The 15710-nt window shown below is 68.3% G+C and carries 13 protein-coding genes and 1 riboswitch; of the genes, 11 read left to right on the forward strand and 2 right to left on the reverse strand.

Annotation, left to right across the window (positions count from 1 at the left end):
- Positions 1-282: 282 nt before the first annotated feature.
- The 5 genes from FHT36_RS10080 (at position 283) to FHT36_RS10100 (ending at position 4905) form a co-directional block, all read left to right on the forward strand.
- On the forward strand, positions 283-756 hold the full coding sequence (locus tag FHT36_RS10080; RefSeq protein ID WP_169122380.1) for a DUF2948 family protein: 474 nt from the start codon (positions 283-285) through the stop codon (positions 754-756).
- Between the two features lie 346 nt (positions 757-1102).
- The gene (locus FHT36_RS10085) at positions 1103-2536 is read left to right on the forward strand and encodes a bifunctional diguanylate cyclase/phosphodiesterase (protein WP_169122381.1); all 1434 of its coding nucleotides are present in this window, start codon (positions 1103-1105) and stop codon (positions 2534-2536) included.
- A 97-nt stretch (positions 2537-2633) separates the two neighbouring features.
- Positions 2634-3926: a histidinol dehydrogenase gene (gene hisD, locus FHT36_RS10090; RefSeq protein ID WP_169122382.1), complete on the forward strand. Its 1293-nt coding sequence runs from the start codon at positions 2634-2636 to the stop codon at positions 3924-3926.
- 13 nt (positions 3927-3939) lie between these two features.
- Positions 3940-4437, forward strand: coding sequence for a UPF0262 family protein (locus FHT36_RS10095; RefSeq protein ID WP_169122383.1), 498 nt, complete (start codon positions 3940-3942; stop codon positions 4435-4437).
- Positions 4438-4443: 6 nt separating this feature from the next.
- The gene (locus FHT36_RS10100) at positions 4444-4905 is read left to right on the forward strand and encodes a low molecular weight phosphatase family protein (protein ID WP_169122384.1); all 462 of its coding nucleotides are present in this window, start codon (positions 4444-4446) and stop codon (positions 4903-4905) included.
- Positions 4906-4957: 52 nt separating this feature from the next.
- Here the strand turns inward: FHT36_RS10100 and FHT36_RS10105 are convergent, their stop codons facing one another.
- A complete protein-coding gene (locus tag FHT36_RS10105) occupies positions 4958-5983 on the reverse strand; it encodes an AI-2E family transporter (RefSeq protein WP_169122385.1) in 1026 nt (341 codons plus the stop codon).
- 58 nt (positions 5984-6041) lie between these two features.
- Positions 6042-7205 carry a serine hydrolase gene (locus FHT36_RS10110; protein ID WP_169122386.1) on the reverse strand — a complete coding sequence of 388 codons (1164 nt, stop codon included), beginning with the start codon at positions 7203-7205 and terminating at the stop codon, positions 6042-6044.
- A 208-nt stretch (positions 7206-7413) separates the two neighbouring features.
- A riboswitch (guanidine-I (ykkC/yxkD leader) is annotated at positions 7414-7523 on the forward strand.
- Positions 7524-7592: 69 nt separating this feature from the next.
- On the opposite strand from FHT36_RS10110, the gene FHT36_RS10115 reads away from it, so the two are divergent.
- From FHT36_RS10115 to uca, 6 genes are all read left to right on the forward strand, one after another.
- On the forward strand, positions 7593-8696 hold the full coding sequence (locus FHT36_RS10115; protein WP_169122387.1) for a putative urea ABC transporter substrate-binding protein: 1104 nt from the start codon (positions 7593-7595) through the stop codon (positions 8694-8696).
- A gap of 328 nt (positions 8697-9024) precedes the next feature.
- Positions 9025-9837, forward strand: a complete 813-nt coding sequence (locus tag FHT36_RS10120) for an ABC transporter permease (RefSeq protein WP_169122388.1) — start codon at positions 9025-9027, stop codon at positions 9835-9837.
- Positions 9834-10658, forward strand: coding sequence for an ABC transporter ATP-binding protein (locus FHT36_RS10125; protein ID WP_029557650.1), 825 nt, complete (start codon positions 9834-9836; stop codon positions 10656-10658). The genes FHT36_RS10120 and FHT36_RS10125 overlap by 4 nt, the downstream gene beginning before the upstream one ends.
- Positions 10659-10668: 10 nt before the next feature.
- Positions 10669-11478, forward strand: coding sequence for an urea amidolyase associated protein UAAP1 (locus tag FHT36_RS10130; protein ID WP_169122389.1), 810 nt, complete (start codon positions 10669-10671; stop codon positions 11476-11478).
- Positions 11479-11489: 11 nt separating this feature from the next.
- Positions 11490-12137 carry an urea amidolyase associated protein UAAP2 gene (locus FHT36_RS10135; protein ID WP_169122390.1) on the forward strand — a complete coding sequence of 216 codons (648 nt, stop codon included), beginning with the start codon at positions 11490-11492 and terminating at the stop codon, positions 12135-12137.
- A 1-nt stretch (position 12138) separates the two neighbouring features.
- Positions 12139-15681: an urea carboxylase gene (gene uca / locus FHT36_RS10140; RefSeq protein ID WP_169122391.1), complete on the forward strand. Its 3543-nt coding sequence runs from the start codon at positions 12139-12141 to the stop codon at positions 15679-15681.
- Positions 15682-15710 lie beyond the last annotated feature (29 nt).

The raw sequence follows: 15710 nt of genomic DNA on the forward strand, positions 1-15710 counted from the left end.
CCCGTGCGCCCCCGATTGAGCGTCGCCTGTATGCGGCCGGGTCCCGGTGACGGTGCCGGCCGTGCCCCCTCTCCCCTTCCGGGAGAGGGCTGGGGTGAGGGGTGTGGCGCCCTTTGCCCGAAGGTTGGGATTGCGACGCCAGCCCCCTCACCCCCGGCCCCTCTCCCGCGAGGGGAGAGGGGAGAACAGCCCGCTGCGCTGACGCCTTCATCCCCTCAACCCCTTGCGGCAGGCGGGTGGCGTCGCTATCTGCGGTTCACGCCCCCAAGAGGCTGCATCGCCATGGAAAACCTGAAGCTCATCGCCCTCGACGAGGAAGACCTCGCCATTTTTTCCGCCCATCTGCAGGATGCGGTGGTGAAGACGGTCGACATGGGCTTCCTGCCCCGGCTGCAGCGCTTCGCCCTGGTGCTGAACCGCTTCGACTGGGACCAGAAGGTCGTCGCCAACGAGACGGTCCGCCGCCGCACCGGCCTGCATTTCGAGCGGGTGCGCGACGTGAAGTGCCGCGGCATGGAGGAGGGGCAGCGCACCGGCGTGCTCAACCTGCTCGCCGTCACCTTCATACCCGGGGACCTGCCTTCCGGCTTCGTCTACCTCACCTTCTCCGGCGGTGCCGAGGTGCGGCTCGAAGTCGAGTGTATCGAGGCGGGCCTGCGCGATCTCGGCCCCGCCTGGGGCTGCACCCACGCCCCCAAGCATCCGGAAGTTGCCGTGCCCCCCGCCGGCGTCGGCGGGAGCGCCGGACAGGGCTGAACGCCGGCCATTAACCAGGATCGAGACCGCCAGAGGCCGCCCCTTTCCGGCGGCCTTTTTGCGTTGTATCGCAGGCTGATACGCCCGTTGGGGACACGTCCGCACGGCAGGACGGATCCAAACCTTTTCCCCGGACGTTATAAGGTCATAAAGTCCGCTATAGATGGCCGGAGTACTCCGGTAGAGGAGCGCAATTCGCGCAGCTATGTTGTCTCGAGCTATAGATACAGAGTCGGTTTCGACATTCCCGCGTCGTTGGATTGTTATCTACGGAAGTATTATCGTAGCGTCCATTGCGGTGTTTCTTGCAATTCTGCAGGCTGATCTCATCCACCCCGTCTTTTTCATGGGCGAGGCGCATGAAGCCTGGCATCTCGACGAACTGTTCGCCGCGTGGATAGTTGCGACCGGCGCGCTCATCGCGATCCTGATCGTCCGCGAGGGCCAGCTGCGCAAGCTCATCATCCAGCAGCGCGAGACCCAGAAGCTGGTGGATGACGCCTCCGCCTTCGACAGCCTGACCGGCATCGCCAACCGTCTGCAGTTCCAGTCGGAATTCGGCCGCGAGCTGAAAGAGGCCTGGCACAAAGGCACGCGCCTCGCCCTCCTCGTGGTCGATGTGGACCTGCTGCGTTCGGTCAACGAGGCGCACGGCCATGGCGCCGGCGACGATCTCCTGCGCCAGCTGGCGGCGCGGCTCGTCTCGGTGCCGCACCGGGGCGGCATGGTCGCCCGGCTCGGCAGCGGCGAATTCGCCATCCTGTTCCCCATGGGGTCGGACGAGACCGAAGAGTTGTTCCGGCTGGCGAGCCGCATCCTGTCGCGGCTGCGCGAACCGTTCGACAGCAACGGCTCGCAGATCGACATCACCGCCAGCATCGGCATCAGCAAGTATCCACGCGACGGCTCGTCGGCGACCGTGCTCCTGCAATCGGCGGAAAAGGCCCTGCGGCAGGCCAAGGCCGCGGGCAAGGATTGCTACGCCCTCTACGATTCGGGCCTCGACGCCCGCGGGCGGGAGCGAAGAAGCCTGGAAGCCGAGTTCCGGCACGCGCTCGAGGCCGGCGAGATCGTGGCCCAATACCAGCCGGTGGTGCGACTGGCGACGGGCGAGACGGTGGGCTTCGAGGCGCTGGCGCGCTGGCGGCATCCGAAGCGCGGCATCCTTGGCCCCGCCGAGTTCATTCCCATCGCGGAAGACGAAGGCCTCATCGACGCGCTCTTCACCGCCATGCTGCGCCGGGTGGGCGAGGACCTCGCCACCTGGCATATGCCGCTGAGGGTGGCGGTGAACCTCTCCCCGGTTCAGCTCGTGGACCCGCAGCTGCCGCAGCGCATCCTCGACCTCCTGGCGAAGATGAACATTCCGCCGGGACAGATCGAGCTGGAAATCACCGAGACCGGCCTGCTGCTGGATTTCGAGACGGCGCGCGGCACGCTGGCGGTGCTCAAGGAGGCGGGGGTGCACGTCTCCCTCGACGATTTCGGCACCGGCTTCTCCAGCCTGCGCCACCTGAACGAGCTGCCCATCGACAAGATCAAGATCGACCGCTCGTTCACGCGGCTCATCGCCACAGAGGCGCAGAGCTGCAAGATCATCTCCTCCATGCTCAACCTCGGCCGGACGCTGGAGCTGACCACCGTCGCGGAGGGGGTGGAGACGCGGGAGGAGGCCGATTTCCTGCTCAGCCAGCGCTGCGATCTCGGGCAGGGCTATCTGTTCGCCCGCCCGCTCTGGCCGCAGGAGGCGTTCGCCACCGCCAGCCCCTCCGGCGCCTGACATTCCGGGCCGGCGCGGGCTGCGGGCGGTTGCGCGGCAAAGGCTGCCGCACCGCTTGGGGCTTCCCTCGCGCGCGAACCTGCTCTAGCAAGGCGGCATGCCGATCCGCCTCACCATCAGCCAGCCCGACTTTCCCGAGCGCTTCATCGATTTCCTCGGCTCCAAGCGCGAGGCGTCCGTGGACGTGCAGGACAAGGTGTCCGCCATCATCGCCGACGTCCGCGCCCGCGGCGACCGCGCGCTGGTGGACCTCTCCCGCACCTTCGACCGGGTGGATCTGGACGCCCTCGGCATCAAGGTGAGCGACGCCGAGCTGGACGCGGCGCTGGCCTCCATCCCGGAGGAGACGCGCGCGGCGCTCGATTTCGCCAAGGCCCGCATCGAATCGCACCACGCCCGGCAGAAGCCGGCGGACGAGACCTATGTGGACGCGGCCGGCGTCACCCTCGGCCATCGCTGGACCAGCGTGGACGCCGTGGGCCTCTACGTGCCCGGCGGCACGGCGGCCTATCCCTCCTCCGTGCTGATGAATGCCGTGCCCGCGCAGGTGGCAGGCGTGCCGCGCATCGTCATGGTGGTGCCGGCGCCGGACGGCGTGATCGCGCCGCTGGTGCTCGCCGCCGCGCGGCTCGCCGGCGTGCACGAGGTCTATCGCGTGGGCGGGGCGCAGGCGGTGGCCGCTTTGGCCTATGGTACGGAAACCATCCGCCCGGTGGACAAGATCGTCGGCCCGGGCAACGCCTTCGTGGCGGCGGCCAAGCGGCAGGTGTTCGGCAAGGTCGGCATCGACATGGTGGCCGGCCCCTCCGAGGTGCTGATCCTCGCCGACGGCGATGCGAGCGCGGACTTCATTGCCGCCGATCTCCTCGCCCAGGCCGAGCACGACACCGCAGCCCAGTCCATCCTCATCACCTCCTCGCCGGAGCTGGCGGATCAGGTGGAGAAGGCAGTCGAGGGGATGCTCGCCACCCTGCCCCGCGCCGAGATCGCCTCCGCCTCCTGGCGCGACCATGGCGCCATCATCCTGGTGGACCATCTCGCCGACGCCATCCCGCTGGTGGATCGCATCGCCCCCGAGCATCTGGAAATCCATGCGGCCGATGCCGACGCGCTGGCCGCCAAGGTGCGGCACGCGGGGGCCATCTTCATCGGTGCCTGGACCCCGGAGGCCATCGGCGACTATGTGGGCGGCACCAACCATGTGCTGCCCACCGCACGCTCGGCCCGCTTCTCCTCCGGCCTCGGCGTGCTCGATTTCATGAAGCGCACGTCCATCCTCAAGCTCGATGCCGACGCGCTGGAAAAGCTCGGGCCGGCCGCCGTGCGTCTCGCCGCCGTGGAGCGGCTCGATGCGCACGGGCGGTCCGTCTCCATCCGCACCAACAGATGACGGGGAAATAGCGATGAGCGACAAGCCGGAGACAAAGCCCTCGGCCCGGCTCAGCGCCGTGACCCTTGACGACGCCTCCATCGGCCATGCCGGCAGCCCGGATATCGAGCACGAGCGGGCCACCGCGATCTGGGACCTGATCGAGGACAACAGCTTCCTGCCCTGCAACGATCCGGGCGAGGGGCCCTACCAGCTCTTCATCTCGCTGGCGGACAACCGCCTCGTGCTGGACATCAAGCGCGAGAGCGGCGACCAAGTGGTGCAGCACCATCTCTCGCTCACCCCCTTCCGCAAGGTGGTGAAGGACTATTTCCTGATCTGCGAGAGCTATTACAACGCCATCCGCACCGCCTCGCCGAGCCAGATCGAGGCCATCGACATGGGCCGGCGCGGCCTCCACAACGAGGGATCGACGCTTTTGCAGGAGCGCCTCAACGGCAAGGTGGTGGTGGATTTCGACACCGCCCGGCGCCTGTTCACGCTCATCTGCGCCCTGCACTGGAAAGGCTGACCGGCGATGGAGCCCCCTGCGGCGCCACAGCGCTCAGCGCGGCCGCAATCGGTTCTTTTCATGTGCGGACAGAACGTGGTGCGCTCGGTGATGGCGTCCGCGCTGGCCCGGCATTTGTTCGGCAAGTCCATCTATGTGGGTTCAGCCGGCGTGATCGCCGGTGACCCCGACCCCTTCGTCACCGCGGTGATGGAGGAGATCGGCCTCGACGTGAAGAAGCACCGGCCGCAGAGCGTCGAGGATCTGGAGGAATATGAGGGGTTGAACTTCGACCTCGCCATCTCTCTGTCGCCCGATGCCCACCACCGCGCGCTGGAGCTGACCCGCACCAACGCCCTCAAGGTGGAATATTGGCCCACCCCCGACCCCACCGGCGAAGGCGGCAACCGCGAGCAGCGCCTCGACGCCTACCGGGAGGTGCGCGACGAACTGGAGCGCCGCATCCGCGCCCGGTTCCGGCAGCCCTAGCACCCCCTCACGCAGCACGCGCGCCCGATCGCGGCAGCTCACGCGTATAAGCTCACGCCTGCCCCGCCTCCTCGGTCGCCACACGGCCGGAGAACAGCTCCGCCACGAAGCGCGTGTCGGGGTGGTGGGCGCACAAGGTGAGGCCGGCAATGAGGATCGGCACGCCGATGAAGGCGCCCGCAATGCCCCACAGGAAAGCGAAGAAGAACACCGCGAACAGCACCAGCACCGGCGACACCGCCAGCGCCTTGCCGGCGAGGCGCGGCTCCAGATAGCTGCCCGACAGGAACTGGATGACGTTGAGGCATACGAACACGAACACCGCCATCTCCCAGCTCTCGAACTGGGCGAGGGCGAAGAGCGTGGGCAGCAATGTCGCCACGAACGGGCCGATGAAGGGGATGTAGTTCAGCGCGAAGGCGATGGCGCCCCAGGCGAGGGCCAATTCCAGCCCGGCGGTGAGCGTGAAGGCCCACACCACCGCGCCGGTGGCGATGCTCATCAGCGTGCGCACCGCCATATAGGTCTGCATCTTGCGGGCGATGTCGGCGAGCGCCGGGGCGAGGAAGGGCGCGCGGCCGGAGCGGGACAGCCGCATCACCTGGCTCTTCATCGCCTCCACTTCCAGCAATCCCAGAAGCACATAGATGAAGGTGAAGACGAGGAAGCTCGCCATGCCCTGCAGGCGGCCGGAGAGATCCTGGAACAGGCGCAGCAGCCAGCGCACGTCGAAATGCTCAGCCCACAGGCCGGCGAGGACGAAGCCATGGCCCTCCAGCCAGATCGCCGCCTCGCCATAGAGGCGCTGGAAGCGGGAGGCATTCTGGAACACCCAGGCGGCCACGTGGCTGAAGCCCCACACCACCACCGAGGACACCGCCCCCACCACCGCCAGGGTGATGACGAGGGTGCCGAGCACGGCGACCATCTTGGGCAGCGTCGCCTCCAGCCGGGCGAGGAGCGGATGCACCACGGCGATGACCAGCAGCGCGAAGGCCACCGGCGCCAGCAGCGCCCCCGTCACGTAGAGCGCCGCGAACACGACCACCGCCGCCGCCAGCCCCACCAAACCCCGCATTCGTCCGTCTCCCGTTGCCGGATGGCGATTACCTGACGCGGACGGAATTAGCGAGGGCTCACGCGACGAGGATGCGCCGCATGGCCCGGAGCCCGAGGCCGGCGGCGCCCGGCCCGTTGACGAGCGCGAACACGCCGAAGGGCGAAGGCGCGCCCGTGCCCTGCCAGGCGAGGAAGCCCATCCACGCCGTGAAGCCCGCCACCGCCCCGTCCTTGGTGACGAGGGCGAGAGGGCCGGAGGCATCGGCCACGTCATGCATGATCCAGCCATAGGCCGTGCGCGGCGCCTTCCCGCCGCCGCAGCGGGGGAAGGCGAAGATGTTGCCCTGCTGGTAGGCGAGGGCCGGGCTCTCCATGCCGCCGACGCCATGGCCCATGCTGGCGGTGAGGAAGGCCAGCATGTCGGAGCCGGTGGAGACGATGCCGCCCGCGCCGACGCCGGTGAGGCGGGTCGGCGCGTAGACCGCGGCCGGCGGCAAAGGCTGCCAGTTGCGCCGGTAGGCGGCGGGCAGCCGGGGCTTCATCGCGGAGCGGAAGATGCCGGTGGCGGACATGCCCATGCCGGAGCCGAAGGCCTTCAGCGCGCGGTCATAGCGCTCGGCAGCCTCCACCATGCTGCCCTGCCCGCCCCCCGATCCGGCCAGCGCCAGCAGCGACCAGCTGAGGTTGGAATAGGAATAACAAATGCCCGGCGGCGAGGGCGGCCGGAGTGTCGCGAGATAGGGGAACAGGGTCCCGAAGCTCGCCATCACCCCAGGCGGATGCACCCCGCCCTGATTGTCCTGCGCCATGCCGGACTGGTAGCGCGCGATATCGGCGAGCGGAATGCGCGCAAGACCCGGCGAGAGCGCGCGGGGGGCGAGCCAGTCGCCCAGATTGCCCTTGAAGGGACCATGCGCCTGATAATGGAGGCAGGCGGTGAACACCTTGGAGATGGAGCCGATGGCGAACGGCGTTCCGCCATCCAGCGTCATGGGCCGCCCACCGGGATGGGTCAGGTCCGGCGCGGCGGCGAGGAAGAGCTGGCCGTTGCCGCGCGGATTGACCACGCCGAGCACCACCGCGAGCCGCGCCCCATGCTGCGCGCGGGCCCGCGCCACCTCCTGATCCGCCATCTGCTGGAGCGCCTCGAACGGCACGCGCGGATAGCCCGCGGCGAAGGCCGCGCGGGAAAGAACGCCTGCCGCAAGGGCCCCCTTCAGGATCGTGCGCCGGTCGATCATCGCCCCGCCTCCCTCACCCGGAGCATGGCGCGGCGCGCGGCGGATGGCGAGCCTGCGCGTGTATGCAATGCGCATCAGAACCGGCGCATTTGCACAAAATTGCGGCTCCACATGCCCAGCCGAGGCGCAGGCCTCTGCCGGGCGATTCCGGCAAGGCGTTGAAAACAAACGCGCCACCGACTGGCACGCCGGTTGCTTTTAGAGATGTCGAGTTGGTGGCTAGGGTTCCGGCATCCAAGAGATGCGCTGGTCCGAGAGCTGCCACCGCGACGGGAGACATCCGGCGCGGGTGCACGGCGGGATAAAAGCCCGGGAGACCTCAGTGGCCAAGGAATTGGCGGCACTGGTCTCGCCAATTCCCAATCGTCGAAGCGAAGGGGAATTTGAATGCGCACTCCGGTTTCGTCCAAACTTCATCGTCTGAAATCCGCGCTCGCTGGCGCCTTTGGCCTCGCCGCTGTGGCCGGCCTCGCGCTCGGCGCCGGCCCGGCCGAAGCCGCGCCGAAGAAGGAATTCAAGGTCGCCTGGTCGATCTATGTGGGCTGGATGCCCTGGGGCTACGCCAACGACACCGGCATCGTGAAGAAGTGGGCCGACAAGTACGGCATCAAGATCGATGTGGTCCAGTTCAACGACTATGTGGAGAGCATCAACCAGTACACGGCCGGCGCCTTCGACGCGCTCACCGTGACCAACATGGATGCCCTCTCCGTGCCCGCCGCCGGCGGCGTGGACACCACCGCCGTCATCGTCGGCGACTTCTCCAACGGCAATGACGCCGTGATCCTGAAGGGCAAGAAGGACCTCGCCGCCATCAAGGGCCAGAAGGTCAACCTCGTCGAATTCTCGGTCTCCCATTATCTGCTCGCCCGCGCGCTTGAGAGCATCAAGCTCAAGGAGCGTGACGTGAAGGTGGTGAACACCTCGGACGCCGACATGGTCGCCGCCTACAAGACCAAGGCTGTGACTGCCGTCGTCACCTGGAACCCGCTGGTGTCGGAAATCCTGACCGACAAGAACGCCCACGCGGTGTTCGATTCGTCCAAGATCCCCGGCGAGATCATGGACCTGCTCGTCGCCAACACCGCCGTGCTGAAGGACAACCCGGACTTCGCCAAGGCGCTGGTGGGCATCTGGTACGACACGACCACCCTCTTCACCGCCGACACGCCGGAAGGCAAGGCGGCGCGCGAGGCCATGGGCAAGGCCTCCGGCACCGACCTCGCCGGCTTCGACAGCCAGCTCGCCGCCACCCGCCTCTTCGCCAAGGCGCCCGAGGCGGTGGCCTTCGTCCGCTCGCCGGATGTGGGCACCACCATGGACCGGGTGCGCAAGTTCCTGTTCGAAAAGGAGCTGCTCGGCTCCGGCGCCAAGTCCGCCGACGCCATCGGCATCGAGCTGCCCGGCGGCAAGGTGCTCGGCGACGCCAAGAACGTGAAGCTGCGCTTCACCGACACCTGGATGGCGCTGGTCGCCGACGGGAAGCTCTGAGCGGGTAGCGCCTTCCCTCCTCCCCTCTCCCCTTGCGGGAGAGGGGCCGGGGGTGAGGGGGCTTTCACCGCCCCACCCCGGCGCCCGGACGAGGGACACCACACCCCTCACCCCAGCCCTCTCCCGCAAGGGGAGAGGGAGCCCGCCGGGGAGCAACTCGACGAGCTGTCATCCCCCGGCTTGTCCGGGGGATCCACGGCCCAGCGAGTCGGCTCTCCGACACACACGAACCCTCCAAGCGGACAAGTGGATGCCCCGGACGAGCCGGGGCATGACGGCGGACGGGCTGATCCGCAATTCGAAAACGCACCCTTCAGGAGCAGCGCTGATGCGCCTCATCAATGTCAGGCCGGATCGGGGAACGGCGCTGTTCCTTGCCGTCCTCCCGTTCGCCTTGGTCGTTCTCGCCTACATCCTCGGCTCGGCGGAGCGCCTTGCGGAGAACCCGGACGACAAGCTGCTGCCGAGCCTGCCCTCCCTCGGCAATGCCATCGTGAAGATGGCCTTCACCGCCGATGCGCGCACCGGCGACTACCTGCTGTGGACCGACACCCTCGCCAGCATGGAGCGGCTGCTCTCGGCGCTGGCCATCGCCACGATCGTCGCCCTCGTCATCGGCGTGCTGGTGGGCATGCTGCCCCTCGTGCGGGCGCTGCTGGCGCCGTTCGTTGCCATGGTGTCCATGGTGCCGCCGCTGGCGCTCTTGCCCATCCTGTTCATCGTCATGGGGCTGGGCGAGGAATCCAAGATCGCCCTCATCACCATCGGCATCACGCCCTATCTGGTGCGCGACCTCGCCATGCGGGTGGAGGAGCTGCCGCGCGAGCAGATGATCAAGGCGCAGACGCTCGGCGCCTCCACCTGGCAGATGATGGTGCGGGTAGTGCTGCCGCAGATATTGCCGCGCCTGATGGACGGCCTGCGCCTCTCCCTCGGCCCGGCCTTCCTCTTCCTCATCGCGGCGGAAGCGATCGCCTCGGACTCAGGCCTCGGCTATCGCATCTTCCTGGTGCGGCGCTATCTCGCCATGGATGTGATCCTGCCCTACGTGGCCTGGATCACGCTCATCGCGGTGGCCATGGACTTCGGCCTCGCCCGCGCCCGCCGCGCCCTCTTCCCCTGGTTCGGAGGCGCGAAATGACCGCCATTTCCGTACGCCATCTCTGGAAGGAATATGGCGAGCAGATCGTGCTCGAGGACATCAGCCTCGAATTCGCGCCGCGCTCCTTCATCGCCCTTGTCGGCCCCTCCGGCTGCGGCAAGACCACCTTCCTGCGCATCCTGCTCTCCGAGGAGACCGCGACGCGGGGCGAGGTGCTGATCGAGGGCCAGCCCATCGCCCGCGAGCCGGGCGCAGACCGGGGCGTCGTCTTCCAGCGCTACTCGGTGTTCCCGCATCTCACCGTGCTGGGCAACGTGCTGCTCTCCGCCGAGATGGCGGAGGCGCCCCTGACCGGCCGCCTGTTCGGCGCCCGCCGCCGGCAGGCGCAGGACGAGGCCCGCGCCCTCATCGAGGAGGTCGGCCTCAAGGGCGCGGAGGACAAATATCCCGCCGCCCTCTCCGGCGGCATGCAGCAGCGCCTCGCGCTGGCGCAGGCCATCATGCGCAAGCCCAAGATCCTGCTGCTGGACGAGCCGTTCGGCGCGCTCGATCCAGGCATCCGCGCCGACATCCACCAGCTCATGCTGAAGCTGTGGAACACTTGCGAGATGACCGTGGTGATGGTGACCCACGACCTCAAGGAGGCGTTCACCCTCGCCACCCGCATCATCGCCTTCGAGCGCCGCCGCAACCGGCCGGAGGAAAAGGCCCGCTACGGCGCCACCATCGCCAAGGACATCGAGGTCTGGCCCAAGCGCATTGCGGGCCAGTTGAAGCTGAAATCCACCGCCCCCGGCCGGGACGACCCGGCCATTCCCTCGGGCACCGGCCGGGACGACCCGGCGCTGAAGACGGCTTGAGGAGACAGCCATGACCGTCAGCGTCGAAACCCAGAAGTTCATCGAAGAGAACAAGCGCCGCTACGAGGAGCTGAAGGCGGCCGGCCAGCAGCATGCGCCCAAGGCCCTGCCCGGGCCGACGCCGCGCGGCACGTTGCTGCCCGAGGGCGCGGCGATCCATGCCGAAACCATTCCCGGCGGCTGGTACTGGTCCACGCCGCTCAAGGCGGGCGAGGCCCTGCGCATCCATCTGGCGCACGGCCCGGCGGCGGTCTCCATGATCGCCTGGTCGGCCGCCGACGCCTCCGAGCGGCTGAACTATGCCGACACGGTGAAGGTGCAGTGGACCTCCGCCCTCGGAAAGGGCCGCGTGCTGTTCTCCGACATGGGCCGGGTGATGTTCTCCCTCATCGAGGACACCACCGGCATGCACGACGCGCTGGTCGGCGGCTCCACCCCCGCCTCCAACCGCGCCCGCTATGGCGAGACCGTGCTGCGCAACACGCGCGACAACTTCATCCTGGAGGCGCTGAAGCTCGGCCTCGACAAGCGGGACATTCCACCCGCTTTGACCTTCTTCGCCCCCGTGCGCACGGATGCGGACGGCAATTTCCGCTGGATCGACGGCGCCCGCCAGCGGGGTGATTTCGTGGACCTGCGGGCGGAGATGGACCTCATCGTCGCCCTCTCCAACTGCCCGCACCCCATGGACCCGGCGCCGGACTATGCCCCGCCCCCAGTGGAGGCCATCCGCTTCCAGGCGCCCGCTCCCGCCGCGGATGACCTGTGCCGCACCGCCACCATCGAGGCCGTCCGCGGCTTCGAGAACAACGCGCACTGAGGGAGGACGACATGACCAAGTTCTTTGCTTCTCCCGTCCGCGATGCGTCTTCTGCCCTGCGCGACTACTTCGTCCCCGCCAACGCCCCCTTCTCCTGCCTCGTGAAGGCCGGCGAGAGCGTGCGCATCGTCGATCTGGAAGGCCAGCAGGCGGTGGATACGCTGTTCTATAAGGCCGATGACTTTTCCGAGCGCTATTCCTCGCAGGATACGCTGCGCGTGCAGGGCTCGGCCTATGTGTCCACCGGCACGAAACTGATCTCCAGCGAAGGCAATGTGATGCTGACCGTGACGGCCGACACTTGCGGCCGGCACGACACCTCGGCGGGCGCGTGCTCGTGCGAGGCGAATACGGTGCGCTTCGGCCATCAGGTGAAGTATCTGCACGCCTGCCGCGAGAATTTCGTCATCGAGGTGTCGAAGCACGGCATGACGAAGCGGGACATCGTGCCCAACATCAACTTCTTCATGAACGTGCCGGTGGAGCCCACGGGCGAACTCGCCATCGTGGACGGCATTTCCGGCCCCGGCGACTATGTGGAGCTGCGCGCGGAGATGGATGTGCTCCTCGTCATCTCCAACTGCCCGCAGATCAACAATCCCTGCAACGGCTTCAACCCGACGCCCATCCAGGTGCTCGTGTTCGGCGCGGAGGATTGAGATGTTCTCGAAAATCCTCATCGCCAATCGTGGCGAGATCGCGCGGCGCGTCATCCGCACCGCGCGGGCCATGGGCATCAGGTCCGTGGCCGTCCACTCCGACGCCGACCGCTTCACCCGCGGCGTGCTGGAGGCGGACGAGGCCGTGCGCCTCGGCCCGGCGCCGGCCGCCGAGAGCTATCTGAACGTCGATGCCGTGATCGCCGCCTGCAAGGCGACGGGGGCGCAGGCGGTGCATCCCGGCTACGGCTTCCTGTCCGAGAATGTGCGCTTCGCGCGCCGCCTCGCGGAGGAAGGCATCGCCTTCATCGGGCCGAAGCCGGAACATCTGGAAGCCTTCGGCCTCAAGCATACGGCGCGCGAGCTGGCCAAGGCGTCAGGCGTGCCCCTGCTGCCGGGCACCGACCTGCTCGACAGCGCCGAGGAGGCGTTGGCGGCGGCCGAGGCCATCACCTATCCGGTGATGCTGAAATCCACCGCCGGCGGCGGCGGCATAGGCATGCAGCTGTGCCACACGCCCGACGAGTTGAAGGACGTGTTCGAGCGCGTCCAGCGCACGGCCCGCGCCTCCTTCGGCGATGCCCGCGTCTATCTGGAGCGCTTCGTCTCCGAGGCGCGCCATGTGGAAGTGCAGATCTTCGGCGACGGCAAGGGCAAGGTCGTGGCGCTGGGCGAGCGCGACTGCTCGCTCCAGCGGCGGAACCAGAAGGTGGTGGAGGAGACCCCCGCCCCCCTTCTCTCAGACGCGGTACGCGCCCGCCTCCACGCCGCCGCCGTACAGCTCGGCGAGAGCGTGAAATATGAGAGCGCCGGCACGGTGGAGTTCATCTACGACCCGGCGCGGCAGGAGTTCTATTTCCTCGAAGTGAACACCCGCCTGCAGGTGGAACATCCCGTCACCGAGGCGGTCTTCGGCATCGACCTCGTGGAATGGATGATCCGCCAGGCGGCGGGCGAAGACCCCATCGCCTCCGCCGGCCCGCTCTCCCCCAAGGGCGCGGCCATGGAGGTGCGCGTCTATGCGGAAATCCCCCACGCCAATTTCCAGCCCTCCGCCGGTCTCCTCACCGAAGTGAAGTTCCCCGACTGGGCGCGCATCGACGGCTGGATCGAGACCGGCACGGAGGTGACGCCCTTCTACGATCCCATGCTCGCCAAGGTGATCGTGACGGCGGACGACCGCCCCGGCGCCATCGCCGCCTTGCAGAAGGCGCTGTCGGAAACCTCCATCTGCGGCATCGAGACGAACCTTCAGTATCTCTCCGCCATCGCCGCGTCCGACCTCCTCGCCTCCGGCAAGGTGGCGACCACCGCGCTGAAGGACTTCGCCTTCCGGCCCTCCAGCATGGAAGTGGTCGTCCCCGGCGCCCAGTCCAGCCTTCAGGAGCTGCCGGGGCGGCTGAACCTGTGGCACGTGGGTGTGCCGCCATCCGGCCCCATGGACGAGCACTCCTTCCGCCGCGCCAATGCCCTCGTGGGCAATCAAGAGACCGCCTGCGCGCTGGAAATGACCGTCAACGGCCCAACCCTGCGTTTCCACGACGATGCGACGGTCGCCCTCTCCGGCGCCCTGATGCCGGCCAAGCTCGACGGCGCGGCGGTGCCGCATGATGCCGCCTTCCCGGTGAAGGCGGGGCAGATGCTCGCCATCGGCACCATCGAGGGTGCCGGCCAGCGGGCCTATCTGGCGGTGGCCGGCGCCTTCCAGGCACCGGTGGTGCTGGGCTCGCGGGCGACCTTCGCGCTCGGCCAGTTCGGCGGCCATGCCACCGGCACGCTGAAGGCGGGCGATGCGCTGCACCTTGCCCCCGCATCCACGCGTCCGACCGGCCCGGCGACGCAAGTGCCCGCCCCTGCCCCGCTCACCCGCGACTGGCAGATCGGCGTGCTCTACGGCCCCCACGGCGCGCCCGACTTCTTCCAGCCGGACGACATCGCCGACCTGTTCTCGGCCACCTACGAGGTGCATTTCAACAGCGCCCGCACCGGCGTGCGCCTGATGGGGCCGACGCCCCGCTGGGCGCGCACGGACGGCGGAGAGGCGGGGCTGCACCCCTCCAACCTCCACGACAACGCCTATGCCATCGGCGCCATCGATTTCACCGGCGACATGCCCATCATCCTTGGCCCGGACGGCCCTTCGCTCGGCGGCTTCGTCTGCCCGGCGGTGATCGCCCGCGACGAGCAGTGGAAGATGGGCCAGCTGAAGCCCGGCGACCGCGTGCGCTTCATCCCCCTGCCCCGGCCGGAAGACCCCATCGCCGGCCCCGCCATCACCGGCGCGCCGGAGGAGACCTCCTCCCCCATCCTCGCCATCCATGAGGACGGGCCGGTGCGCGTGGTCTATCGCCGGCAGGGCGACGACAATCTGCTCGTCGAGTTCGGCGACATGCATCTCGACGTCGCCCTGCGCCTGCGCGCGCATCTGATGGCCGAGGCGGTTCAGGCCGCGAAGCTGCCCGGCCTCATCGACCTCACCCCCGGCATCCGCTCCCTGCAGATCCACTATGACGGGGCGAACCTGCCCCGCACCAAGCTGCTCGACGCCCTCGCGGAGATCGAGAAGGGCCTGCCGGCGGCGGAGGACGTGGTGGTGCCGAGCCGCGTCGTCCACCTGCCCCTTTCCTGGAACGACCCGCAGGCGCAACTCGCCATGCGCAAGTATCAGGAGCTGGTGCGGCCCAACGCGCCGTGGTGCCCCGACAACATCGAGTTCATCCGCCGCATCAACGGGCTCGAAGACGAGCAGGCGGTGAAGGACATCATCTTCGGCGCCAGCTATCAGGTGCTCGGCCTTGGCGATGTCTATCTCGGCGCGCCGGTGGCGACCCCCATCGATCCGCGCCACCGGCTGGTGACCACCAAGTACAACCCGGCCCGCACCTGGACGCCGGAAAACGCGGTGGGCATCGGCGGCGCCTATATGTGCATCTATGGCATGGAGGGGCCCGGCGGCTACCAGCTGTTCGGCCGCACCATCCAGATGTGGAACACCTGGCGGCGGACCCCCGCCTTCCGCGACAATCCCTGGCTGCTGCGCTTCTTCGACGAGATCCGCTTCTTCCCGGTGTCCCACCAGGAGCTGATGGAAGCGCGCGCCGCCTTCCCGCACGGGGCCTATCCCGTGCGCATCGAGGACAGCCGCTTCTCCTATGCGGACTATGCGGCGAACCTTGCCGCCAATTCCGGCGCCATCACCGCCGGCAAAGCGCGCCAGCAGGCTGCCTTCGAGGCGGAGCGAGCGCGCTGGAAGGCGGAGGGGCTGGACAGCTTCGTCGTGGAGGACGGCGCCGGCCCCTTCAGCGAGGGCGAGATGCCCGAGGGCTGCTTCGGCGTCGCCGCCAACGTGCCGGGCAATGTCTGGAAGGTGCTGGTGGAGGAGGAAGCGGTGGTCGCCGCAGGCGACACCATCGCCATCATCGAGAGCATGAAGATGGAGATTTCCATCACCGCCCACGCCGCCGGCCGCGTCCGCGAGGTCCGCGCCGCGCCGGGCCGCACCGTCCGCTCGGGCGATGTGGTCTGCGTGCTCGAAACCGTGTGAGGACCAAGATGACCAACGAGACCCCGCTC

It is taken from the genome of Xanthobacter sp. SG618 (assembly GCF_012932745.1).
GTDB classification, from domain to species: domain Bacteria; phylum Pseudomonadota; class Alphaproteobacteria; order Rhizobiales; family Xanthobacteraceae; genus Xanthobacter; species Xanthobacter flavus.